This is a genomic window from Rhizobium sp. BK379, assembly GCF_014193955.1.
Taxonomy (GTDB): Bacteria; Pseudomonadota; Alphaproteobacteria; order Rhizobiales; family Rhizobiaceae; genus Rhizobium.
Window position 1 is genome coordinate 544042 of the sequence record NZ_JACIAD010000004.1, and the last position, 22394, is coordinate 566435.

Sequence of the window (22394 nt, forward strand, 5' to 3'; positions counted from 1 at the left end):
AGTTCCGTCAGACCGGCTGCGCTGTGGGCCGGAAGAGGATTTCATTGATATCGACGTCATCAGGCTCGCTGATGGCGAACGCGACGCTCCGGGCGAATGTACCTGGTCCGATGGCGATCTTGCTGACGAAATCTCTGGTGCCCGTCTGGATATCCTTTTCGCTGATATGATCGAGGAGTTCGGTGCTGACCGCGCCGGGTGAGATGATCGTCGTCCGGACGTTGTAGGGCTTCACCTCCTTGCGCAGGCCCTCGGATAAGGCGCGGACGGCATGTTTTGTGGCGCAATAGACCGTCGCACCCGGATCGACGACATGGCCGTAAACAGAGGAGACATTGATGATGTGTCCTGACTTCCGGCCCTTCATGTGAGGGAGGGCCGCAGCGATACCATAGAGCACGCCCTTGATGTTGACGTCGATCATGCGGTCCCATTCGTCGATTTTCAAACGCTCAAGCGGCGCAAGCGGCATGATGCCGGCGTTGTTGAGCAGGACGTCAATCCGTCCGAACCGTTCGACAGCGGTATCGACGAGTGTCTTAACCTGATCCCGGTCGGTCACGTCGGTCTCTACCGCGACGACCTCGGAGCCCGTCGCAATAAGCTCTGCAGCCAAAGCCTTGATACGGTCGACCCGCCGCGCTCCGATAACCACGGTCGCGCCGCGCTCGGCGAGATGGCGTGCGGTTGCCTCGCCGAGGCCGCTGCTGGCCCCGGTGATGACGACGACCTTGTCTTCGATTCCATGTGACATAACGGTCTCCAGTCTTCGAGTGTGAGAAGTCAGTTGCGAGGCCGGGCGAGGGCGGCCAGAACCGCCGACCCGACGAGCAGGATTGCGGAGAGGACAAAGGCGCTCCACCATCCGGCGGTATCGAACAGGACGCCGCCTGCGGACGCGCCGCCTGCTATGGCGAGCTGGATCAGGGCGACCTGCAGGCCGCCGCCGGCTTCGAGATCGTCCGGGATGATACGTGCCATCCAGGTGTTCCAGGCGACAGGCACCGGTGTTGACACGATACCCCAGAGAACAAGCAGGGCTGCCGTCAGCCACTGGAATGGTCCGGCTGCAATCAGGAGGAGGGCGATGACGGCAAGGACGACGGGCATGCCGACAAGAGCGACACCGAGATGTCGACGGAGCACAAACCCGATCGCGAACAGTCCGGCCAGTCCGCCCGCACCCAGGCCGAGCAGAACCATGGACAGTGTGTTGATATCGAGCCGGGTCACATGATCGAGGAACGGCCTCAGGTAGATCGAGAGCGAATTCATGCCGATGAACGTCAGCGCAGTCGCCGCCATGCCGATCGCGAAGGTGCGGTTGCGGAGCAATCCGAACATTGTCCCAACGGATGCAGCTTTGGCAGATGGCATGTTCGGCAGGGCAGCCTTTTGCCATACCAGCGCCGCGAGGCCGATAGGGACAGTGACGAGAAACGTATTGCGCCACCCAATGAGGCTGCCGAGAAAACTGCCCAACGGTGCGGCGGCAACGATTGCCATTGCCGTTCCGCCCTGAAGCAGCGCAATCGCCCTGGGAAGATCGGGCCCGGATGCGAGACGCGCAAGAATGGCGGTCGACAGTGACCAGAAGCCGCCGATCGCCATCCCCACCATGGCTCTCCCTGCCAGGAAGGTGAGGTAGCTTGGGGCAAGGGCGACCGTGAGGCTGGAGAGCGTCAGGATGGACGTGTAGAAAAGGACGACCGTTTTCCGGTCCAGTTGGCCCAGAACCCTGTTTCCGAACAGGCTGGTCACGACTGCAAAGAAGCCCGAGACCGCGATTGCCAGTCCTGCCTGACCTTCCGTGATCGACAAGTCCTGCGCAATCGGCGTCAGAAGGCTGACAGGCATGAATTCCAGGCTCACCAGAAGGAATGTCAGGAGCGACAGGCAGGTGACGGCGCTCCAGGGCGTCCTCTGGTGCAGGCCCTTAAATCCATCTTCTACGGTCAGTTCGGTCATATCGTACTCGCTCTCGTTGCGAGACTAGATAACGGTGTTGAAGTCGTGTCACTAGACGGCATAAACTGCATGTCGTGATGAGAGAGATTCAACAATGCGTCGAGATGAATTTTCCGAGATGCGGGCCTTTCTTGAGGTGGCGAGAGAACGCAGCTTTACGCGCGCGGCAGTCAAGCTTGGGGTGACGCGATCTGCGCTTAGTCACACCATCCGAGCGCTGGAGGAGAGGCTCGGTGTGCGTCTGCTGGCGCGCACGACCCGCGATGTCGCACCGACCGCCATGGGGCAGAGGCTGGTGCAGAGTATCGAGCATCATTTCGAGGGGATCAATGCCGAGGTTGCAGCGCTGAAGGCGCTCAGTGACAAGCCTTCTGGCCATGTCCGGATCGTCTGTCCCGATGATGCCATCGATTTGGTGTTTCGAAAAAAGCTGAAGACGTTCCTGCGCGAATACGCGGCTATTCAGGTTGAACTCATCGTCGACAACGGGTTCACCAATATCGTTGAGCGCCAGTTCGACGCCGGGGTACGGCTGGGCGAGGCGATCGCCCGAGACATGGTCGCGGTCCGTATTGGTCCTGATGTCAGCTATTCCGTGGTTGGGTCGCCAGAATATTTCGATCGATATTCGGTGCCGGAGAGCCCTCAGGATCTCACGGCCCACAATTGCGTCAACCTGCGGCTTCCTACATCGGGTGGCCTCTACGCCTGGGAATTCCAGCAGGACGGGCGTGAGTTCAGCGTCCGTGTCGATGGCCAGCTGGTTTATAGCAATATTGGCTCAGCAATCGATGCCGCTCTTGACGGAATGGGTATTGCTTACGCACCGACCGATCTCATTCGCGGATATGTCGACGAGGGCCGTTTGCGAGAGGTCATCAAGGACTGGTGCCCGACCTTCCAAGGCTACCATCTCTATTACCCCAACAAACGAAATCACTCCCCGGCATTCTCGACATTTGTAGATGCATTCAGGTTTCGCCTTGGCACGGGCTTTTAAAAAAATCGTGCTCCGGTGCGCTCGCAGCAAAAGCGTTTTGAGACGGTAAGTTATGTATTGGTGGAACGTCGGTTCGTATCTGTTCTAGGCGAAAGGTTAAAGGCCTCGCTTTGAGGGCTAACAGTCATAGAAGCCATAGTTGCAGGTGCCTCAGTCCGGCATGGTTTACGCACCATCGCTACGGGACCCTCAAATCCAGCGTTAGCAGGATAGAAAGTGATGAAGGCGACGCGATCATCCTGATCTACCTGTTCCAAAGCATAAGATGAGGGTCACCTTAGTTGCCCTTCGGTTCAACAGAAACGGTCGCCGTCCTCCCCGCAATAAGCGTGGCAGACTTCGAGACATCATCGATCTCGATCCGCACTGGAATTCTCTGGGCCAGACGGACCCAGGAGAATGTCGGAGCCACGCTTGCAAGCGAGCCCGCAGAATCGCTTCGCTCCCGGTCTTCAATTCCGGCGGCGATACCGGCGACGCGTCCGGTAATTGATTGCGGCTCTCCCATGAGGTTGATCTTCACGCGATCGCCGACGTGGATCCGTGGCAGTTTTGTTTCCTCAAAATACGCGGCGACGTAGATCGCGTTCCGTTCTACCAGCACTCCAACTGCATTTCCGGCGGAAACATAGTTGCCGGCACGTAGAGCGAAGTTCGTAATTTTACCCGAGGTGGGGGCCCTCACGATTGTCCGGTCAAGGTTCAGCTTCGCCAGATCAAGAGCGACGAGCGCCGATTGATGCGCGGCGTCTGCCTGGTGCATCTGGCTTTCTGCATGTTGCCGCTCTTTTAAGCTTGCCGCTTCTCTGGAGGCGAGCAACTGATATCGTTCGAAGTCGATCCTGGTTAGCTCCGCCGCAGCCTTCGTACTTTGCGCCTGAGCCTCGGCCTCGCGCAACGCAAGTTCAAAGCGGTCTTTTTCGATCCGAAACAGCGGCATTCCCTTCTCCACCTTGGCATTGTCCGTAACCATGATCTCTGTGACGGGGCCGGAAATATCCGGTGCCAGTCGGACAATATCTGCGCGCACATGAGCATCCCGTGTCCACGGCGCCTCCATATAGAAAGCCCACAAGTGCCAGCTTAAAACCGCCGCACAGCCCGTCATGGATAAGGTCAAAAGGGTCTTGCCCAAGGTGATCGTAAGGTTCTTCATGTCCGCAACCAGTTAAGAATGGTGGTAAGTCCGCCAAGGAGGGTGATGTAGAGTGCGAGATTGAACAGGGAGCGATGCCACACTGCCTGATAAAGCCCGAGCTTTGCGAAAACCGATGTGAGGATGCGGAAGAGACCGTACGCGCACAGTGCGATTGCCGAAAACGATGGCAGGAAAACCCCATAGAGGTCGAATTGTCCTGTCATGCGGCATTCCTGTCTGAGGGCGTTGTCAAAACCGGGGGATCCGCCTGAGGGGCGAGGCACACACGAAGGGCGGCCGCGTGCACCAGCAGTTCGGTGTCGGCATCTGTTGCCGCCAGGTCAGCAGCGGAAAGGATGAGGTCGTCCAGCAGTCCGATCACATGTGCCACGGCGCCGTCACGCTTCGGGGGCGCAAGCCGATACAAGACCTGAAACCCGCAGAAGATTGCTTCAGCCATGACGCCAATAGGTCTTGACGCTTCATCCCTGCGCTCCTGCAAAGCTATCAGGTGAAGCCCTGCCCGCAAGTCCCTTATCAGGTCGGCATAGGAGACGTCGGAGCGAAGAGGGAGTTTCGCCATCCTGGCGCCGAACAGGCCTGCAACATCGATGACGCGATTTCGCGTGACATGCGCTTCGGTGTGCTGGCCAGCCGCGATCCCGAGGACACGCCTCCGGGCCACGGACAAAAGCCTTTTGGCATTCGTCTCAGCCGTCACAGATCGGAAGATTCCACATACAACGGTCGACCAGATCATCGCAACAACGGTCGCGGCACCTGAGTTTGCAAACGTCATGAAGTCGCTGCTCTGGTGTGCCTGGAGTGTGAGAAGAAGCGGAAAATTTATGCAGAGCCCCATGCCGACGATCGCGAGCGAAGGTACGGCAAGGCATATCCCTGCAGGGATCAAGAACAGGCCGAGCGCGGCGACAAGAGGCGCAAAACCGTCGATCATCGGAAGGATCGCGAAGCCATAGACGAACGCCGCGATGACGGAGCCGATCGTCACGTCGACGAACTTGCGCATGGCTGGCACCGGATCGTCCATGGTCGCAAGAAGGCAGCACAAGACGCCCGAGATCTGCGCAAATGTCATCCCGTCGGTCCAGCCGCTTGCAATCCAGAAGAACATGGAGGTTGCCAGGCAGATTGCGACCGTCAGCGCCGATAGCGATGCCATGCCGATGTCACGATGCGGTGCGGGAATATGATCAGGAGACGAAATGCCGCGAGCGGCTCTTACTGCGTTTTCTTTCTTCAATGCCTCCCGAAGGGAGTGACACGCGCGAGAAACCTCAACAACATCCCGCAGGTTCCGCGCAACATTGGCAAGAAGCAGACTTTCCCATGACCGTGGCGATTCGAAAGAGGCAGGCGCATCAGTTTTGGTCGTTAAATTCCCGGAGGCGCTTGTTGAAGACGATCCGAGCGCCGCGATCGCCGACATGACCTGCTGCGCGCTGGAGGTGTTAAGCCTGGCGAGTGCTCGTCGAAGATCTTCCAGTTCGCTCAACAAAGGAAGGAAGGATACCATCTGGTGCTGTAGCGATCTTACCAGCGAAACGGCATGTCGATATCTCGATCCGTCATATTGAAGGTGGGTCGTGAACGACCGCAGGTCGACCGCGTCCGCCGCCAAGGCATATCGTTCCGCTCTGCCTTGGGCTTCATCCTGCTCGGCAGTTGCTGTTGCCGCAAGGAGCGCTTGCGCCCTTGCCATCCAGGCATCAATCCGCCCCAGCAGGGTTGTTCCGACATGGACTGGAAGAACGACGTGGCTGACGATCGAAGCGCACAGGATCGCAAGGCCGATCTCCTCGACGCGGGCGACGACCGTGTCGAACGTATTCACCGGCGCCGTGACCAGTGGCAACCCTGCAAGAAGCACGGTGTAGCCGGCCAAGAGTGAAACATAGCTGCGTGGCGTGCGATCGAGGAGGCTGATGAACGTGCATCCCGACACCCAGGCGATGATCGCTACTGACAGCAGGATCGGTTCGTTCACGAGGTTCGGAACCAGAATAATTGTCGCGGTTCCACCGATCAGCGTCCCCAGCAGTCGGTAAACCGATTTCGAAGAGATCGCGCCGGACAGCGGATGAGCAACAATGTAAACGGTGGCGACGGCCCAAAATGGTCGTGGCAAGTCGAACCTGATGGCGATGAAATAGGCGAGCATGGCCGCCAGGAATGTCTTCAACGAAAAGAGCACGTTCCCGGTGGTGACAACCGGTCGAGCGCTCATGAGTCCTCCCCGGACGAGTGATTCCTTCGCGAAGCGCCTTGCTCATCCGCGGTGTCGGTGAGGCCGTAGAGTGCAGGCGAAACGTAGCAGAAGAACGTCGCCGCCATGCAAGCATGCATATAAGCTTCGAGTGAATCGACGCACGGAAACGACGAAGCGGGAAGCGGCTGGGGGGCAAAGAACCCGCCGGCCCTCACAAGAAAGGCTTTAGTGATCCTTCGCACACTGGTTACGCGACGGTGCCCGATGCGCGAAAATAGTGGAGGCGAGATGCAATTGCTTCGATAGCGCTTCTGAGGCTGGTGGAATTCCGTCTGGAAGATTTCAGACCACCAAGGGGAGTCAGTTTCGCTAATTGCCATCGACATTCTCCGAATTCTTCCGGAAGATTCTATCGACAAAGCACCGAGGGGAATTTAGATATATCCTCAAATGATGACTAAATCCCACCAGTTGCGGTTATCCCTTTCTGACGCTTTCGTTGAGGAGGATCCTGAACAATCGAGCGCACGAGCGCATGCGGTAAGGATCGACGTTTCGCAAAATGAACGCGAAGCGCCCGAGCACCGGCATAGAAAAGGGCAGCTCGTCATGGCGTCGCGGGGCGGGGTGACATGTCGTGTTCCGAGCGGCGTGTGGATAGTCCCACCGCAGTGCGGCGTATGGGTTCCCGGCGGCATGCTGCACAGCAACGTGGCGACCGCTAATGCGCGTTTGTTCTTTCTCTTTATCGAGCCGGGCGCCGCCGATCTGCCGAATCGATGCTGCACGCTTTCGCTTTCCCCGCTTGTCAGAGAGCTCATCATTGAGATGGCTGACCAATCTACGGTCGCAGGTGCTTATACGGAGACGATGACGAAACTGCTTCTGTCGGCTTTGTCACAGATGCCGGTGGAGGATCTGCATTTACCGCTAACAACCGAGGGGAGATTAAATCGTATCGCGTCGGCGATGGTGGAGGATCCATCCGACCGCAGTACTATGGCACAATGGGCACAGCGGGTGGCAATGAGCGAGAACTCCCTTGCGCGTCTCGTTCAGCAAGAAACCGGCTTGACCTTCGGCCGTTGGCGGCAGCAGTTGCAATTGATCATTGCAATCCGAAGCCTTACGGGCGGGGCGACGGTCCAGCAGGTTTCGGGCAACCTCGGGTATGAATCTGTTTCTGCGTTCATTACGATGTTCAAAAAAGCACTCGGCACATCGCCGGCGCAATATTTACGGAAGTTCCAGCGTTAAACGTCAGGGGACGCCGTTACAGAAGCATCCCATTGGAGAAGAAGCATGTTCACCCATGTCATGATCGGCAGCAACGACCTAGAGAGCGCCGGAACCTTCTACGATGCCACATTCGCTGCCTTGGGAGGCAAGCCCGGCGAGATGGATGCGAGGGGCCGCCTGATCTACCTCCACGAGGGCGGTCGACTGATGATCACGAACCGATCGACGGTAAGCCACCGACAGCTTCCAACGGTGGGACGATCGGTATCACGGCGGTGAGCCGCGATCATGTTCTAGCGTGACATGCCGCTGGTACCTCGCACGGGCGACGATCGTATGGCCGAAGAGGGGCACGCCGGTTCATGTCCGCTCAAGGCGGCGACACTTAAGAACTTCATACTTCAGTTCTGTTTGGGCTTTCTTCCCGCTCTCATCGGCTTCGGTTTCGCCTCTGTCTCGGGCTCGGAAAAGAAGACCGAGATGTCCGCAGATAACGCAACGGCCAGTCGGTCCAGCAGATCAACTGAAGCGTTGTGCTTCCCTCTCTCCAAGTCGCTAATAACAGTCCTGTCTACCTGAGCGTCAACGGCAAGATTCTCCTGCGTAATCTTCCGCAATGAGCGGAGATTTCGCAGATTCCAGGCTATGCGCGCTCGAGTGTCCATGACGCATGGCCACCATCTTGCATTGCATTAATCCATGGGATATAACCGACATATTATCACATCGGCTGCGTTGTCGCGCCGTTATGAACACGATCTGCTTTGGCAGGGTGGGTGAATTCGATGGAACTACGCCAACTATCCTACTTCGTCGCGGTGGCCGAGGAGCTGCATTTCGGTCGTGCGGCAGTCAAGGTGAACATCACCCAGTCCGGCCTGTCGGATGCGATCCTGGCGCTCGAGAAGGAACTCGGCGTGCAGCTGTTGCTGCGAACGACCAGGCGGGTGGAACTGACGCGGGCAGGGGCCTCCTTCTACGAGCGCTCGGTCAGGATGATCAGCGAGCTGGAACTGTCGAAGGAGATCGTCCGCTCAATCGCCGGCAAGACGACCCGCAAGATTGCGATCGGCACGGTCTATCCGGCCACGATCGGCGTGCTGCCCTCCTTCCTGTCGCGCATCGGCAGGAAGTATCCCGATATCCGCATGCATATCGAAAGCGGCACTACCGATGACATCATCCGCCATATCGAGGCAGGTCGTATCAATCTCGGCTTCATCCGGCCGGTGGAGAATATCGGCTCGCTTCGCTTCTTCTCGATTGCCCATGAGCGCTATCTGCTGGCAGTGGCCAAGGAGAGCCCGCTGTCCTTAAAGAGCGAGATCGATCTCGAGGATCTGCGCTCGGAGAAGATCATCTCCTTTTCCCGCCAGAACCTCTCCTACAGCGAACGGTATTTCGCAGAAAAGTTCGAGGAGCACGATCTGACCGACAATGTCGCTTACACCTGCGACGACACCTTCTCGCTGGTGTCGCTGGTTTCAGCCGGTCTTGGCATCGGCTTCGTGCCCGAATGGACGCAGGATCTGCCGAACCGCGGCTTCGAGCTGAAGAAGGTGAGGGGCGTCGATTTCAAGATCGGGCTCGGTGTCGCCTGGAACAGGGAAGACCCAACCGCCGGCCGTGACGACATCATCGATATTGCGCGGTCTCTCGTGCGGCCGGGTAGGTGAGGGGTGTGCCGGTATACCGTCGCCCGACCACGATATCATTGGCGCGGCCAAGGTTTCGTGGCTCGGGCGGGTCTTCATGCCGCCTCCCGCCGCTGGCATGACAAAGATCCGCACGTTCGCTAAGGAGGCCGGTATGCACGAGATGTTGCGGCAGGCTGCAAGCAGCGCCGCTGCTGGGTCCGAAGATCCTCCTTCAGGGCGTGGAGATTGAGCGGCCGCTCGAGGTGGTAAAAGCGCCTGCACTTTCCGCAGACGACAAAAGGACGATCCTGGCGTCATGGCCTCGGACTTCCACGCGGTCGACTCGAAGCCGGCGTTCCGCCATATGCCAGTGGCACCGGAGCCGGTTTCCATCGATGAGGTTCAGGCTGTCCTCAATGAACTTGATCGGCGCTACGGATATTGAGTGAGCGTACCGGCCGAACAGGCCGGTTCACTCACCTGTCGGACGTTTGCGATCGAGATCGGAATGGTCAAGACCGAAGTGATCCAAAACGAGGTCGAGATTACGGCGGTTGGATTTGAAGTAGACGTCAAACAGGTCCCCGACCAACGGAACGCTCCCGGCCGCCGCATCGAAACCGATATTGACCAGCATCCTAAAAAGCTTGTCATTCGGCACGCCAAGCCGCCGGGCCTCATTGACGATGTAGAGACTGATCGCAGCCCCGGCGAAGTCACCAATACCCGGGACCAACCCGATGATCGAATCTGCTCCAAACGAAAAGCGTGTTCCGGGAACGCGCAGCGCGGTGTCCATGAGCCGCGCCAACCCGCGCATGCGGCGAAGGCGGATTAAACGGTCAACGTTGCGGAAATTCGTGTATTGGCTATGCGCTCGGTCGTCTGTCATGCCGCCGTTTTCATCACCTTGCTCAGACGTCTGATCGCCTGCTCACCTTTGCCCGGCGCGGTACTATGCGATGAGGATCCGGAAAACTCATCGCCTTCGTCATCTCGGTCACGTCAGGTGACACAGCACGCGACCTCAACAGGCACAAACCAACAGATTGTCGTTTTGTTCCATAGGTTGGACAGGAGGGCCATCGACGCGGAATACGCAACCTGGCCCTGTCGACGCCCTTAGCATGACTGCGCTGCAGCAAAGTCTGTTTAATGGGCTGGCTAGTGGTGGAGATTGCGCGACATTATTTGCGTCAACGGGAGCAACGAGCGGCCCACACCGTATCAATGGGCCGGTGCCAAGCTGTTTCACGCAAAAAACTACCATCTAGGTTCACCAGGAGACGAACGTTTCGAGTAGTAGTGGTCGCCGAAGTGTTTGACGACGGCGGCGGTGTCCTGTTTGGCGTCAACGCGTCATTGCTGAATCAGAACCTGTAGCGGTGTTCCCACTCGCCAATGCCGTCGATCTTCAGCATCGTCGTGTCCGAACTTTTCCGAGTATCTTCTTCAGAACATTTAGCCTTGAGAAAGGTATCAAGAGCGCCTCGGTCAAATCGGGGCAAGAAGATTACATTACGTCCGCTCACGACCTGATGTCCGTGTTCCCGCGTGAACCATTCGGAGCGCTGCATCAGGACGGGCGTCCGCCAGGACCAAGGCAGGATTGACCATGCGGAGATTTGTGCAATCGGTTAGCTCAACATCCGCTAGGCCGGAAACTTCTTAAAGTCAGTCGTCGAAGTCTTCTCGCAGCAGCCTCAAAAGTCGTTCCTGTAGGGCGTTCCAGCGCTCAAGCCGATCGATTTGCTGATCATGTTCTTTCACCGAAATCGGGTGGATCGTTGCCCTTTGTTCTTTAAGTGCGGCAATCTTCTCGCTGTTTACGGCTATTCGCTCCGCGAGCTTTTCCAGGTCAGATTTTGGTGCCATTGTCATCAACCTAGTCGATCAATCGGGAACCGGCTGCAAAAAACTGTCTCAGGTAACTTGGGTCTCTGAAAAAGGTTGCTTTCAAGAAGTTTTGGAGCGGATGCTCCGGGAACAAACGACGGGCGAATTAGGCTTCGGCTTCGCGGCTTCCATCGAGGGCGGCTATCCCTTGGACCTCGGCGAGGGATGGCAACTGGAGCCGCAAGCGCAGCTCGTCTGGCAGACCGTCAGTTTCGATGACTTCAATGACGGAGCTGCCGACATCCGCTACGACAACTTGGGGCGGATCGGCGCGCGCCTAGCCAGAATCTGGGAGGCTGAGGAAGCGACCACGGGCGAGCCGGCACGATTGGTCACCGTGTGGGGCAAGGTAAATTTGTGGCGGGAGCTTACGGCGGAAGCTCAAACTAACATTTCGTCCGCGAGCGGCAATGCTCCTTTCACCTCCGATCTCGACGAGATGGATCGAGTTCGGTCTCGGGACAACGAGGCAAGTCTCAAGAACCACGTGGCTCTACGGCAACGTCAATTCCAGCACGACCTTCGACGGCGACAATCACGCCTGGAACGGCAAGCTGGGGCTTAGAGTGAACTGGTGAACTCAAAACACGCGTGGGGAGACACAATATGGGAATCGGTCATCTGCGAGTTTCTGGACGTTTTTCGACGACTAGAAGCCGCGGTAAAAGCGCGTTGGCTGCAGCAGCGAACTGGCGATGTTGGCGACGATCTGCCCGTCCGCCTCGCTCTTCGCCTTCGCGTCCTGCCAGTCGGGGTCGGCTATGAACTCAGTCCATTTCAGCTCGCGCTCCGCCAGCGAGCGCCACTCGAGCAGGTAGGTCAGATCGTTACTGGACGAACCGATCATCGTCGTCCAGAAGCCGAGTGAGCGAATGCCCAAGCGTTCCCAGATCGCCAGCGTCGCCGTCTCGAAACGCTGCTGGAGTGCCGGCAGCCTCCCCGGCAGACATGTATAGATGCGCAATTCGTGGATCATCGGATGCTCCTCCCGTTAGATCGTGCATATCGTTTAGCGCTGAAAGAAGCGAGAGGTCCTTTGGCCGTCACCACCCTTCGCATGCTAGCAATCGCCCGGTCGATGGGGTGGAAGCGAAAGCAGAATTCTGAATGACTGCCGTCATCGAAAGCGTAGCCATTCTCGATGGAGGCAGCTGAAGCCGTCGATATCCTGGTCGGGAAAACCGAGTTCGGTCGCCCGCTCGGATTTGGTCGTCACGCGGTACCATGTGCCCTGTAAGACGCCGTGAAGAAACCAGCCTCCTTCCCCGAAGCGGGTCCAGTATCCGCCGAGCCGAAGGCGTTGAGTTCGTTGCGCCTAGCCCGCGCGCCCTCGTCAGCCTTCCTGCGTGACATCCAATACCGGGTCGTCAAAAGTAGGGCCTCGTTTTGACGGCGGTTATCTCGCAAAATCCTTCACAAAATGAGAGATAACGGCATTGAAACAATGCCGGTGCACCCATGCCTATTCTGCACATCCATCTGCTTTGCACCGAGACATCGCCAAAGAATGGCGCAGTTGAATATGTGCGCGAATACAAGCGCAATGAACTGGCCGAGATTTTCACCCCCGATGAACTGCTTCGGATGTCAGAGGGCAAGGTGATCGAACGAAACGGCCAATATGGTAAATGCACTTTTGTCGACATGGTGGTGGCATCGCGTCGCATGCGATCGGCCAATGAGCCTCAGCGCTTTGATACCCCGCGTCTTGCCTTCGATCCTAAGTCCCGGAAGGACGTTATCGTGATGGCTGCAAGGCTCACAGCCGGGGGCAATGCTCAATATCTGGTTGATGATGGATCGGGCCCGCTTGCCGTCCGCTGGCGTGATTGCGGCGAGATCGAATTCTACAAGGGGACCAAGGTATGAGCTCTATTGCGCTTGAAGTATTGAGGCCAGAATGACTGCTGAGGATTTCCTTTACTGGCTCGAGGCCATGCGGTCGGCCAAGGGCTTGAATAAGAGCCAATGCGGAGCTCTCTTAGGCCGCAGCCCGCAATCGATCAGCCGTTTCCTGAATAATGGCGCGGACCGGACCGTAGCACTCGCATGCGCTGCGCTGCTCGCAGACCTCCAGCCGTACAAGGCAAACGGTGACAAAACTGTTTGAACATGGTCCGTACGGAAGCGCACCAGACCTAAGTCCGTGCTTACATGGTGTAACCAGCTGTCGTAGCGTAGTTTTGTCCACATCCTGAAGGACATCGGAAGCCTCTATGGGATATGTTGCTTGTTCCCCTGGTGGCTTCCCCGTTGGAACTCTGGCCGTGAGCGATAGTTTGGGTGGCCATGGAAAACCTCCTCGTTGCAGTGCTCCCAGAAGGCCGTCGTCGACGCTCGTTCGATATTCGATTACCGTTGGGATCGTTCTGTTGGCGGCTCTGCTGCGGATGGCCCTCGATGAAACCCTCAAAAACTACCCTCTGTTGTTGTTCGTTCCCGCCGTCTTCTTGGCAGCTCTATTGTTCGACCGAGGGCCGCTTTCTCGCTACTGTCCTAAGCGCCATTATAGCCGCGTGGATTTTCATTCCTCCCGAATGGAGCTTGTCCGTTGGTGCCGACCAATGGTTCGCCGTCGCGCTGTTCGTTGTGATTGGTTGCGGAATAACGATGATCACCGAGGCCCTTAGGCGGGCGGTGACGAAGCTCGATCGCATGGAAAAGGCGAGGGCCATCCAGCTGGAAGAGCTAGGGCATCGCACAAAGAACGATCTGGCCACCGTCGCCTCGCTCCTGCGCCTTCAAGCTCGAACCTTGGAGCAGGGGCCGGCTCGTGCTGCCCTTGACGCGTCCGTTTCGCGCCTCAATGTTATCGCGCAGGTTCACCGCCATCTTCAAGCGAACCATGACAACGGAGCGTCTGTCGACATTGCCGACTATCTGGGAGAGACACACGGTCTGGCTGATCTACTCCGCGATGTCAGGCCGATCGCGCTCAGAGTTAGGTGTCCTCATCTTCTTCTGCCCACCAACCACGCGTCGTCCATAGGTCTGATCGTCAACGAGCTGGTCACGAACGCCTTCAAATATGCCCTCCCGGATGACAACGGCGGAAACGTAGAGATAACGCTGGTGGCCGAAGCAGACGCCATCCTGGTTACGGTCGAGGACAACGGCGCGGGTTGCCCTCCAGACCTTGGGGAAGGAGTGGGATCAAAGCTCGTGAAATTGATGGCATCCCAGTTTGACGGTAAGGTGAACAGGAGGCCCTCTGAGAAAGGGTGTCGCGTCGACTTGAGGCTAAGGTCGACTGCTGCCCCAGGGGTGACGTAAATTTTTAACTGACAAGCCAGCCGCAGTACCTGACTTCTTCAACGGCCCGCAACAGCGGTCTTTGAGCGAATCCGCCTGCTGCGCCTACTAGCGATTCCTTGGCTCGTGTTGCTACTCGGGCCAAACCTTGATTGTGCTTTCGCTTTAAGCGCCGCATCCGTGCAGACAGCAGTGACATCTGTGCGGGTGATCTTCGTAAGATAAGAGCTGGCCGGGGATTTCGATCCCCCTAACCTTGCGACCTATCCCCTCGATCGTTATACTGTTTTTGAAAAACAGTATAACACAGGAGTCGAGGCTATGAAGTCAATCGACCTCATGTATCAGACGATGCTCGCCGAGCTAGGTCAGCGCACGCTCGACGCCGCATGGACGGCCGATTTCCCTCCAGAGGGTCGGTTTACCCCGGCGAACATCAAAGGGCGCAAATACTGGTATTTCGACATCCCGGATGGACATGGTGGTACGAAACGTCGTTACGTCGGTTCTGCTGATGATCCGGTTATCGCGCAGCGCGTAGCTGATCACAAGCGGGACAAGGACGATCTACGCGCTCGCAGGCGCCTGGTAAATACCCTGACCCGCGAAGGCGGGATGATCGCCCCTGATGCGATGTCGGGTGACATCATCGAGGCTCTTGCCGATGGCGGTCTCTTTCGTCTCCGGAGTGTTCTCGTCGGCACGGTGGCCTTTCAGTGCTATTCCGGACTTCTAGGCGTCCGCCTTCCCATGGCTGCGATCCTGACCGGCGATGCGGATATCGCTCAGGACTATGCCATCAGTCGGGAGGTAGAAGACAGTCTGCCTCCGATTGTTGAGCTGTTGCAGAGCGTCGACGCCAGCTTCCGGCCAGTTCCACATCGATCGGGATCCGCGGCCTCGTCGGCGTTTCAGAATGCTGATGGTTACAGGGTTGAATTTCTGACATCGAATCGTGGTTCGGACGACTACATCGACCAGCCGGCGAAGATGCCCGCACTTGGTGGCGCCAGCGCGGATCCACTGCGCTTTCTCGACTTCCTCATAAGGGAACCCGTCAGGACAATGCTGCTCCACCGAAGCGGGGTCTCAGTCGTCGTCCCTGATCCGTCCCGATATGCGGTCCACAAGCTCATAGTCGCCAGCCGCCGAAACACTGACGGGCAGGGGCCGGCGAAGCGAGACAAGGACGTTCGTCAAGCTGCGCTGCTCTTTGAAGCCCTGCAGCAGACAAGGCGATCTGCCGACTTGGCCCTCGCCTACAACGAAGCATGGGAGCGCGGACCTGCGTGGCAGGAAGTTATTCGAACCGGGGCGGGAATGCTGCCGGCACAAGATGCCGAGCGGCTCAACACGGTCCTGCTCGAGGGCGCAAAAAGAAACCGCGAAGAAATTGAACTTCCGTTTGGTGAATAGGCCATCCGTCACTTCGAAAGCCAAAGCAGTTCATTTGAGTCAAGTGGCGAAGACAAATATGGTGCCGAGAGTTCGAGTCCGACCAAGGCGGTCGACTGAGGCACTGCTTATTTAAGAGCGCTTACCTCAGTCTTATGCTTATTTAAGCGAAGGGCCTCTTGCTTACATAGCAACCAAGAATCATACTCCCTGCCACGTCTGTTTCTAAACCTAATCAGTGGCTTGGACGCTTTATAGAAACCTTCGCTCACGGCGAAAAGGTGTGCGCGTTCATACCGCCGCCATTACCGCCCTTGCCTACTACCGATGTGCTTTCACTATTGGAGCGCCTTAGCTTGGCGGGGCGAGCTCTCGGACGCTTAGACGGCTTCACCATGCTGCTCCCGCGCTAGGCTGGACCGGCTCAATGATGGCGGAAGGCTAGTCCTACCGCTTACGACGGATCTTGCCGCGAGCGTCTCGGGCTTGGTCACGTCGCCGACCGCGATCTCGACGGCTGGCAGACGGCGCAGGCGGCATTGCGAACAAGCGCTCGAACCTTATGACCCTTCGCAAGAGCTTCGGACACAACGAGCCGACCGACGCTTCCCGTTCCCCCGATCACCAGAATCTTCAATTGCCTCATCAAAGCCATCCTCATTCAACGTGACGAAGATAACGCCGTTGGATTGATCTGGTTAGTCGAGATGAATGGCATGCGCTTATACCTGTAGTTCATAGATGCGAGCGGGAACGGGCGGCGCCTGCGGCAAGCATTTATGAACTGCAGCGATGACTGCATGCGAACTAGAGCATCTAATCCGCGTTATCCAAAATCCTATCTAGCCCGAACGGGTCGAAGGCTCCTCCGTCTTCGCTCCGCAAACGCGCCACCGTAAGGAGAGCGAAGGATGTCGGACTTCAATCAACTGGAACTTTCTCGACGGGAGCTCCTTATATCGTCAGCCGCCACGGTCGTGGTCACGGGGACCGCCACAGGGAGCGCGGCCGCCCAGTCATCTGGAGACGATATGAAATTTACGACGCCTGTGGCGTTCACCGTCAACGGCGAGCGCCGGGAACTGGATGTCGACAACAGGACGACGCTTCTCGACGCTCTCCGGGAGCACCTGCATCTGACCGGTACGAAAAAGGGCTGCGACCACGGCCAATGCGGTGCATGCACCGTGATGGTCGACGGCCAGCGGATCAACTCCTGTCTGTCGCTCGCCGTCATGCACGAAGACGCCGAGATCACGACGATCGAAGGACTGGGTCAACCCGGCAAACTGCATCCGATGCAGGCGGCCTTCGTCAAACACGACGGCTTCCAGTGCGGCTACTGTACCCCCGGCCAGATCTGTTCCTCCATCGCGGTTCTTGAAGAAATCAGGGCGAACATTCCGAGCCACGTTACCGGTGACCTGACAGAAGCGGCAAAGCTGACGGCGGCGGAAGTGCGCGAACGCATGAGCGGTAATATCTGTCGGTGCGGAGCCTATTCGAACATCCTTGAAGCTATTTCTGAAGCGGGAGGGATCGAAGCATGAGAGCCTTCACCTACGAGCGTGCGCCGTCGATCGAGGCGGCAGCCCAGGCCGCGACCGCGAACCCGGAAGCAAAATTCATCGCCGGCGGCACGAACCTCCTCGATCTGATGAAGCTCGAGATCGAGCGGCCCGCGCATCTGATCGATGTAAACGGTCTCGGCCTGGACACGATCGAGGCGACAAGCGATGGAGGCCTGAGAATTGGCGCCCTCGTACGCAATACTGCCCTGGCAGCCAACGAGACTGTGCGTCGAGACTATGGGCTCTTGTCGCGAGCACTGGTGGCAGGCGCTTCTGGCCAGCTCCGGAACAGGGCAACGACGGCAGGCAATTTGCTTCAGCGCACGCGCTGTCCGTACTTTTATGATCGTAACCAGCCGTGCAACAAGCGTCAGCCCGGCAGCGGGTGCTCGGCCATCGGCGGCGTCACGCGCCAACTCGGCGTCGTGGGAGTGAGCGACGCTTGTATCGCCACCCATCCAAGTGACATGGCGATCGCCATGCGTGTCCTCGACGCTGTCGTGGAGACGGTTAAGGCAGACGGGTCCAGACGATCGATCCCGATTGCGGACTTCCATCAGCTTCCAGGAAAAACCCCTCATATCGAGACTGTCCTCGATCAAGGCGAATTCATCACCTCAGTGGTGCTGCCCCCGCCGATCGGTGGCAACCACATCTACAAGAAGGTGAGGGACCGCGCGTCCTATGCGTTTGCACTCGTGTCTGTCGGTGCTGTCATCCAACCGGACGGCAAGGGCCGGGTCGCGGTTGGCGGCGTTGCGCACAAGCCTTGGCGTATCGGTCAGGCGGACGCCGAGCTTGAAAATGGCGCAAAAGCTGCGGCAGCCGTCCTCATGGCGGACGCCCGGCCGACGGAGCAGAACCGTTTCAAGGTCAACCTCGTCGAGCGCACGCTCAGGGCCGTGATCGCAGAGGCAAGAGATTAATCATGCAGTTCGACAAGCCAGCGACTACAAACTCCATCGACCAGCTCAAAGTGGTGGGCAAGCCCATCCACCGCATCGACGGCGAGCTGAAAACCACCGGCCGGGCGATATACGCCTACGAATGGCACGACAAGAACATGCCGTACGTCTACGGCTATCCCGTAGGCTCGGCGATCGCCAAAGGCCAGGTGAAGTCGATCGACACCGCCGCAGCCAAGAAGTCACCCGGCGTTCTCGCCGTGGTGACCACGCTCGACGTCGGCGACCTCGAGAAAGGCAAGTACAACACCGCCAAGCTGTTCGGCGGGTCCGAGATCCAGCACTACCATCAGGCCGTCGCCGTGGTCGTTGCCGAGACCTTCGAACAGGCGCGAGCCGCCGCCGGGCTGATCAAGGTGGACTACGAAGCTGAGGACGGCACCTACGATCTGCGCGCCGCCATGGCGTCCGCGAAGAAGCCTGATGAATCGACCAAGCCTGAAACCGCGGTCGGCGACTTCGAGCGTGCGTTCAAGTCCGCCGCCGTAACCTTGGAGGAGACCTACACTACTCCTGACCAGTCTCATTCGATGATGGAGCCGCACGCCTCAATCGCCGTATGGGACGGTGACGAAGTGACCGTCTGGACGTCGAGCCAGATGATCGACTGGTGGCGCACCGATCTGGCCACGACACTTGGGGTCGACAAGGAGAAGGTGCATCTGATGTCGCCCTTCATCGGCGGAGGCTTCGGCGGCAAGCTCTTTCTGCGGGCCGACGCCGTGCTTGCAGCCTTCGGTTCAAAGGCAGCCGGCCGTCCGGTCAAGGTCGCCCTTCCGCGTCCGCTTATGCCAAACAACACCACGCATCGCCCGGCTACGATCCAGCGAATCCGGATCGGTGCCGAACCGGATGGCAAAATCACCGCGATTGGTCATGAGAGCTGGTCGGGCGACCTTGAAGGCGGCGGACCAGAGACCGCCGTCAACCAAACCCGGCTTCTGTATGCCGGGGCAAACCGGATGACGGCGATGCACCTCGCGACGCTAGATCTTCCGGAAGGCAATGCCATGCGCGCGCCTGGCGAGGCTCCAGGCCTCATGGCGCTGGAAATAGCCATCGACGAAATCGCTGAGAAGGTCGGGATGGACCCGATCCAGTTCCGTATCCTCAACGACACGCAGGTCGATCCCGAAAACCCCGAACGTCCGTTCTCGCTGCGCAATCTGATCGGCTGCCTCAAGCTCGGAGCGGAGAAGTTTGGCTGGAGCGAGCGACCGAAGACGGCGTCGCGCAGGGACGGCGACTGGCTGATCGGCATGGGGATGGCGGCAGCCTTCCGTGACAACCTCGTGATGCCCTCCGGCGCGCGGGTGAAGCTTGGCAAGGATGGCGTCATTACCGTCGAGACAGACATGACCGACATCGGCACCGGAAGCTACACCATCATTGCGCAGACTGCCGCCGAGATGATGGGCGTCGGTATCGACAAGGTGGCAGTTCAGCTCGGTGACTCTCGCTTTCCTGTATCTGCAGGTTCCGGCGGGCAGTTTGGCGCCAACTCTTCGACCTCTGGCGTCTACGCGGCCTGCGTAAAGCTCCGGGAGGCAGTGGCGGCCAAGCTCGGCTTCAACTCGGAGGATGCGGTGTTTGAGAACGGGCAGGTGCGCTCCGGCAACCGGTCAGTTCAGCTTGCAGATGCCGCAGGCGATGAGGGCCTTGTCGGCGAGGACACGATGAAATGGGGCGACCTGACCAAGACCCACCAGCAGTCGACTTTCGGCGCCCATTTCGTCGAAGTCGGCGTCGACGCCTTCACGGGAGAGACGCGCATCCGTCGAATGCTCGCTGTCTGCGCGGCTGGTCGCATCCTCAATCCGATCACCGCCCGAAGCCAGGTCATCGGCGCGATGACCATGGGAGCGGGCGGTGCGCTCTGCGAGGAACTGTCCGTGGATACGCGTCGAGGTTTCTTCGTCAATCACGATCTGGCTGGCTACGAGGTGCCAGTTCATGCTGACATCCCGCATCAAGAAGTAATCTTCCTGGACGAGACCGATCCGATGTCGTCGCCGATGAAGGCGAAGGGCGTCGGCGAGCTCGGCCTCTGCGGCGTGTCCGCGGCCATCGCCAACGCGATCTACAACGCGACCGGCGTCCGCGTCAGGCACTACCCGATCACGCTCGACAAGCTGATCGGCGAACTGCCGGACGTGGCCTAGGAGGTTGGGATGGACCAGATTGGCAATGTCATTAAGGCCCCGGTTCGCTCGGCTTTAACGGACGATCCTGTCGAGATCCTGACCTTTGCCGCCGACGCCTTCGACAAGGGTGGCGCTGCACTTGCGACCCTTGTCGAAATCAGAGGTGGTGCCGCCCGTGCCCTCGGATCGCACGTGGCGATCTCGAGGGATGGGCGATACTGCGGCTACGTATCCGGCGGATGCGTCGAGGCGGCCGTCGCTTCGGAAGCTGTAGCCGCCATCGCCGAAGGGCGCGACCGCCTGGTCAGCTATGGCGACGGATCGCCATTCTTCGATATCGTGCTGCCGTGCGGCGGCGGGATCACGGTCGCAATTCATGTCCTGCTTGATGGCCGAGCGATACGAGCGACCATCGACAGTCTATGTCAGCGACGCTCCGCCGCGCTTCGCTACTCGCCGACGCTGCACCGTCTTGCAGTAATACCCGCTTTGGAAAGGTCCGCATGGCACGACGAGGAATTCATAAGCGTCTACCGGCCACGCACAAGGCTTCTGATCTCCGGGAGGAACCTGGAGGCCCAGGCGGTCGCTGCGGTTGCGCAGGCCTCCGGTTACGACGTGGTGTTGGATGATCAGAGCGTCAAGTGCGCCATCGACGAAGCGACGGCCGTCGTGATCCTCCATCATGATCTCGACGCCGAGGACAAGGTGCTGGAACGCGCGCTAGCGTCGCCTGCATTCTATGTGGGCGCCCTCGGCAGCACCCGCACGCACCGCCGCCGCGAAGAGCGCCTGCGACAGCATGGCTGGGCGAATTCGGACATTAACCGGATAAAGGCGCCGATCGGGTTCTTCGGCCCGACGAGGGACGCTAGCTCGCTCGCCCTGTCGGTGCTGGCTGACGTCGCAGCCGCGCGGCTTGCCGCTCACCCATGAGGAGAAAGGTGATCGATCCAAGGATTTCCGTTGCAATAGTGGTTCTAGCCGCAGGCCGCTCGAGCCGGATGGTCGAAGGTCTAGGCCACAAGCTCCTGGCACTATTCGATGGCCAATCTTTAGTTCGAAGGTCGGTGAGCACGGCTCTGGCCTCCGATTGCAGGAGGGTGGTCGTGGTCACTGGTCATCGAAGTACCGAAATTGCCGCGCAGGTTCGCGACCTGCCGTGCGAGGTCATATACAACGCCGAATATGCATCGGGCATTGCCAGTTCATTGCGGACCGGCGTGAAGGCGGCATCGAAGGGCTGTCCCGGCGGTATCATGATCATGCTCGCCGACATGCCGAGGCTTGCAACTGGCCATATTGATACATTGATCGCGGCCTTCCGTTGCGGCCAAGGGAGGGTCATCGCGCGCGCCGTTGGAAGCGGATCGCCAGGCAATCCCGTCATCTTCCCTCACGACCTTTACAACGATCTTCAAAATCTGACTGGAGATGTCGGCGCTCGTTCGCTGATCGAAATGGGAAACGTTCCGGTCCTTGACGTTGAAATAGGCGAGGCCGCTCTTGCCGACGTGGACACGGCGGAGGAGATGCTGGCGGAGGGCGGAATTTTTGACCGACAGCCTCCGGCATGAAAGCTGCTTTCAGCTAGAAGCCTACGGTCCGGTCATCCATGAATGAGACTCATGACAACATGCCGGTCTTTCCGTCTAATCCCGGCCTCTGCGGACTGTTACCGTGACGCTCAGGAAGCTACCCCGTTGCCGGGGAGGCCTGAGCCATTGAAAGGATTCCGTTTGAAGAAGCTGGTTCAAGCCGCTATCGCATCCGCTGGCGCCGCCCTTTTCCTATTGCTCGCGACGCTTATCCTTCTTGGAGAAGAGGCCTCGAACGCCCGTGCGGAGGCGAACGCCGTTACGTTTCCTCCAGTCGAAGAGTTCGAGCACTACACGACCGTCGGGCGCGGCGTCTCCACCGAACACATGATGACCAGTCGCGAGGCATTGGCCGCTCTTA

General features: G+C 58.7%; 22 protein-coding genes and 2 pseudogenes. 14 read left to right on the forward strand and 10 right to left on the reverse strand.

Annotation, left to right across the window (positions count from 1 at the left end; translation table 11 throughout):
- Nucleotides 1–7: 7 nt before the first annotated feature.
- Complete coding sequence (locus tag FHT93_RS21535) at nt 8–754, reverse strand: SDR family oxidoreductase (RefSeq protein ID WP_018115903.1); 747 nt, start codon at nt 752–754, stop codon at nt 8–10.
- A 29-nt stretch (nt 755–783) separates the two neighbouring features.
- On the reverse strand, nt 784–1968 hold the full coding sequence (locus FHT93_RS21540) for an MFS transporter (RefSeq protein ID WP_183849364.1): 1185 nt from the start codon (nt 1966–1968) through the stop codon (nt 784–786).
- A gap of 94 nt (nt 1969–2062) precedes the next feature.
- Between FHT93_RS21540 and FHT93_RS21545 the strand changes: the two genes are divergently transcribed.
- The gene (locus FHT93_RS21545) at nt 2063–2968 is read left to right on the forward strand and encodes a LysR family transcriptional regulator (RefSeq protein WP_183849365.1); all 906 of its coding nucleotides are present in this window, start codon (nt 2063–2065) and stop codon (nt 2966–2968) included.
- Between the two features lie 277 nt (nt 2969–3245).
- On the opposite strand, the gene FHT93_RS21550 is transcribed toward FHT93_RS21545, so the two are convergent.
- From FHT93_RS21550 to FHT93_RS21560, 3 genes are read right to left on the reverse strand one after another with little or no spacing between them, the layout of a single operon-like run.
- Nucleotides 3246–4124, reverse strand: a complete 879-nt coding sequence (locus FHT93_RS21550; protein WP_018115906.1) for an HlyD family secretion protein — start codon at nt 4122–4124, stop codon at nt 3246–3248.
- Nucleotides 4121–4330, reverse strand: coding sequence for a DUF1656 domain-containing protein (locus FHT93_RS21555; protein WP_018115907.1), 210 nt, complete (start codon nt 4328–4330; stop codon nt 4121–4123). Before FHT93_RS21555 ends, FHT93_RS21550 begins: the two co-directional genes overlap by 4 nt.
- Nucleotides 4327–6354 (reverse strand): FUSC family protein, encoded by a 2028-nt coding sequence (locus FHT93_RS21560; protein WP_183849366.1) that lies wholly within the window; start codon nt 6352–6354, stop codon nt 4327–4329. The genes FHT93_RS21555 and FHT93_RS21560 overlap by 4 nt, the downstream gene beginning before the upstream one ends.
- 432 nt (nt 6355–6786) lie before the next feature.
- Between FHT93_RS21560 and FHT93_RS21565 the strand changes: the two genes are divergently transcribed.
- Together FHT93_RS21565 and FHT93_RS21570 are read left to right on the forward strand one after the other, a co-directional pair.
- Nucleotides 6787–7593 (forward strand): helix-turn-helix transcriptional regulator, encoded by an 807-nt coding sequence (locus FHT93_RS21565; RefSeq protein ID WP_183849368.1) that lies wholly within the window; start codon nt 6787–6789, stop codon nt 7591–7593.
- A 45-nt stretch (nt 7594–7638) separates the two neighbouring features.
- Nucleotides 7639–7874: pseudogene (locus FHT93_RS21570) on the forward strand (VOC family protein); the annotation flags it as partial.
- Between the two features lie 102 nt (nt 7875–7976).
- On the opposite strand, the gene FHT93_RS21575 reads toward FHT93_RS21570, so the two are convergent.
- Nucleotides 7977–8240, reverse strand: coding sequence for a helix-turn-helix transcriptional regulator (locus FHT93_RS21575; protein ID WP_029616575.1), 264 nt, complete (start codon nt 8238–8240; stop codon nt 7977–7979).
- Between the two features lie 120 nt (nt 8241–8360).
- Between FHT93_RS21575 and FHT93_RS21580 the strand changes: the two genes are divergently transcribed.
- Nucleotides 8361–9251 (forward strand): LysR family transcriptional regulator, encoded by an 891-nt coding sequence (locus FHT93_RS21580; protein ID WP_183849370.1) that lies wholly within the window; start codon nt 8361–8363, stop codon nt 9249–9251.
- Between the two features lie 433 nt (nt 9252–9684).
- Here the strand turns inward: FHT93_RS21580 and FHT93_RS21585 are convergent, their stop codons facing one another.
- Both FHT93_RS21585 and FHT93_RS21590 read right to left on the reverse strand, forming a co-directional pair.
- Nucleotides 9685–10104 carry a DUF4112 domain-containing protein gene (locus tag FHT93_RS21585; RefSeq protein ID WP_018115914.1) on the reverse strand — a complete coding sequence of 140 codons (420 nt, stop codon included), beginning with the start codon at nt 10102–10104 and terminating at the stop codon, nt 9685–9687.
- 782 nt (nt 10105–10886) lie between these two features.
- Nucleotides 10887–11087: a hypothetical protein gene (locus FHT93_RS21590; RefSeq protein WP_018115916.1), complete on the reverse strand. Its 201-nt coding sequence runs from the start codon at nt 11085–11087 to the stop codon at nt 10887–10889.
- A gap of 100 nt (nt 11088–11187) precedes the next feature.
- Between FHT93_RS21590 and FHT93_RS21595 the strand changes: the two genes are divergently transcribed.
- Nucleotides 11188–11673 (forward strand): autotransporter outer membrane beta-barrel domain-containing protein, encoded by a 486-nt coding sequence (locus tag FHT93_RS21595; RefSeq protein WP_183849372.1) that lies wholly within the window; start codon nt 11188–11190, stop codon nt 11671–11673.
- Between the two features lie 84 nt (nt 11674–11757).
- Here the strand turns inward: FHT93_RS21595 and FHT93_RS21600 are convergent, their stop codons facing one another.
- Nucleotides 11758–12084, reverse strand: coding sequence for an NIPSNAP family protein (locus FHT93_RS21600; protein ID WP_018115918.1), 327 nt, complete (start codon nt 12082–12084; stop codon nt 11758–11760).
- Nucleotides 12085–12632: 548 nt separating this feature from the next.
- Between FHT93_RS21600 and FHT93_RS21610 the strand changes: the two genes are divergently transcribed.
- The 4 genes and pseudogenes from FHT93_RS21610 to FHT93_RS35660 form a co-directional block, all read left to right on the forward strand.
- Entirely contained in the window at nt 12633–12977 is a 345-nt protein-coding gene (locus FHT93_RS21610; RefSeq protein ID WP_162728616.1) for a hypothetical protein, read from the forward strand.
- A gap of 531 nt (nt 12978–13508) precedes the next feature.
- Entirely contained in the window at nt 13509–14381 is an 873-nt protein-coding gene (locus FHT93_RS21615) for a histidine kinase dimerization/phosphoacceptor domain -containing protein (RefSeq protein WP_183849374.1), read from the forward strand.
- A gap of 300 nt (nt 14382–14681) precedes the next feature.
- Entirely contained in the window at nt 14682–15776 is a 1095-nt protein-coding gene (locus FHT93_RS21620) for a GSU2403 family nucleotidyltransferase fold protein (protein ID WP_183849376.1), read from the forward strand.
- Nucleotides 15777–15958: 182 nt separating this feature from the next.
- Nucleotides 15959–16162: pseudogene (locus FHT93_RS35660) on the forward strand (Fic family protein); the annotation flags it as partial.
- An 83-nt stretch (nt 16163–16245) separates the two neighbouring features.
- On the opposite strand, the gene FHT93_RS21625 reads toward FHT93_RS35660, so the two are convergent.
- On the reverse strand, nt 16246–16416 hold the full coding sequence (locus FHT93_RS21625; RefSeq protein ID WP_348649794.1) for an NmrA family NAD(P)-binding protein: 171 nt from the start codon (nt 16414–16416) through the stop codon (nt 16246–16248).
- A 250-nt stretch (nt 16417–16666) separates the two neighbouring features.
- Here FHT93_RS21625 and paoA point away from each other — a divergent pair, with 250 nt between their 5' ends.
- The 5 genes from paoA to FHT93_RS21650 are packed head-to-tail and all read left to right on the forward strand — an operon-like array spanning nt 16667 to nt 22012.
- A complete protein-coding gene (gene paoA, locus FHT93_RS21630) occupies nt 16667–17305 on the forward strand; it encodes an aldehyde dehydrogenase iron-sulfur subunit PaoA (RefSeq protein ID WP_183849378.1) in 639 nt (212 codons plus the stop codon).
- On the forward strand, nt 17302–18252 hold the full coding sequence (locus FHT93_RS21635) for a xanthine dehydrogenase family protein subunit M (RefSeq protein WP_183849379.1): 951 nt from the start codon (nt 17302–17304) through the stop codon (nt 18250–18252). Before paoA ends, FHT93_RS21635 begins: the two co-directional genes overlap by 4 nt.
- Nucleotides 18253–18254: 2 nt before the next feature.
- The gene (gene paoC / locus FHT93_RS21640; protein ID WP_183849381.1) at nt 18255–20453 is read left to right on the forward strand and encodes an aldehyde oxidoreductase molybdenum-binding subunit PaoC; all 2199 of its coding nucleotides are present in this window, start codon (nt 18255–18257) and stop codon (nt 20451–20453) included.
- 9 nt (nt 20454–20462) lie between these two features.
- Complete coding sequence (locus FHT93_RS21645; protein ID WP_183849383.1) at nt 20463–21371, forward strand: XdhC family protein; 909 nt, start codon at nt 20463–20465, stop codon at nt 21369–21371.
- Nucleotides 21372–21379: 8 nt separating this feature from the next.
- Complete coding sequence (locus FHT93_RS21650; protein ID WP_348649795.1) at nt 21380–22012, forward strand: nucleotidyltransferase family protein; 633 nt, start codon at nt 21380–21382, stop codon at nt 22010–22012.
- Nucleotides 22013–22394 lie beyond the last annotated feature (382 nt).

Excerpts from the sequence above, each read along its gene's own strand:
- FHT93_RS21560 (WP_183849366.1), bottom strand. The coding sequence starts at position 6,354 with ATGAGCGCTCGACCGGTTGTCACCACCGGGAACGTGCTCTTTTCGTTG.
- FHT93_RS21600 (WP_018115918.1), bottom strand. The coding sequence starts at position 12,084 with ATGATCCACGAATTGCGCATCTATACATGTCTGCCGGGGAGGCTGCCG.
- FHT93_RS21620 (WP_183849376.1), top strand. The coding sequence starts at position 14,682 with ATGAAGTCAATCGACCTCATGTATCAGACGATGCTCGCCGAGCTAGGT.
- FHT93_RS21565 (WP_183849368.1), top strand. The coding sequence starts at position 6,787 with ATGATGACTAAATCCCACCAGTTGCGGTTATCCCTTTCTGACGCTTTC.
- paoA (WP_183849378.1), top strand. The coding sequence starts at position 16,667 with ATGTCGGACTTCAATCAACTGGAACTTTCTCGACGGGAGCTCCTTATA.
- FHT93_RS21550 (WP_018115906.1), bottom strand. The coding sequence starts at position 4,124 with ATGAAGAACCTTACGATCACCTTGGGCAAGACCCTTTTGACCTTATCC.
- FHT93_RS21555 (WP_018115907.1), bottom strand. The coding sequence starts at position 4,330 with ATGACAGGACAATTCGACCTCTATGGGGTTTTCCTGCCATCGTTTTCG.
- FHT93_RS21535 (WP_018115903.1), bottom strand. The coding sequence starts at position 754 with ATGTCACATGGAATCGAAGACAAGGTCGTCGTCATCACCGGGGCCAGC.
- FHT93_RS21575 (WP_029616575.1), bottom strand. The coding sequence starts at position 8,240 with ATGGACACTCGAGCGCGCATAGCCTGGAATCTGCGAAATCTCCGCTCA.
- FHT93_RS21545 (WP_183849365.1), top strand. The coding sequence starts at position 2,063 with ATGCGTCGAGATGAATTTTCCGAGATGCGGGCCTTTCTTGAGGTGGCG.
- FHT93_RS21615 (WP_183849374.1), top strand. The coding sequence starts at position 13,509 with ATGAAACCCTCAAAAACTACCCTCTGTTGTTGTTCGTTCCCGCCGTCT.
- FHT93_RS21585 (WP_018115914.1), bottom strand. The coding sequence starts at position 10,104 with ATGACAGACGACCGAGCGCATAGCCAATACACGAATTTCCGCAACGTT.
- FHT93_RS21635 (WP_183849379.1), top strand. The coding sequence starts at position 17,302 with ATGAGAGCCTTCACCTACGAGCGTGCGCCGTCGATCGAGGCGGCAGCC.
- FHT93_RS21645 (WP_183849383.1), top strand. The coding sequence starts at position 20,463 with ATGGACCAGATTGGCAATGTCATTAAGGCCCCGGTTCGCTCGGCTTTA.
- FHT93_RS21595 (WP_183849372.1), top strand. The coding sequence starts at position 11,188 with ATGCTCCGGGAACAAACGACGGGCGAATTAGGCTTCGGCTTCGCGGCT.
- FHT93_RS21540 (WP_183849364.1), bottom strand. The coding sequence starts at position 1,968 with ATGACCGAACTGACCGTAGAAGATGGATTTAAGGGCCTGCACCAGAGG.
- FHT93_RS21590 (WP_018115916.1), bottom strand. The coding sequence starts at position 11,087 with ATGGCACCAAAATCTGACCTGGAAAAGCTCGCGGAGCGAATAGCCGTA.
- paoC (WP_183849381.1), top strand. The coding sequence starts at position 18,255 with ATGCAGTTCGACAAGCCAGCGACTACAAACTCCATCGACCAGCTCAAA.
- FHT93_RS21625 (WP_348649794.1), bottom strand. The coding sequence starts at position 16,416 with ATGAGGATGGCTTTGATGAGGCAATTGAAGATTCTGGTGATCGGGGGA.
- FHT93_RS21580 (WP_183849370.1), top strand. The coding sequence starts at position 8,361 with ATGGAACTACGCCAACTATCCTACTTCGTCGCGGTGGCCGAGGAGCTG.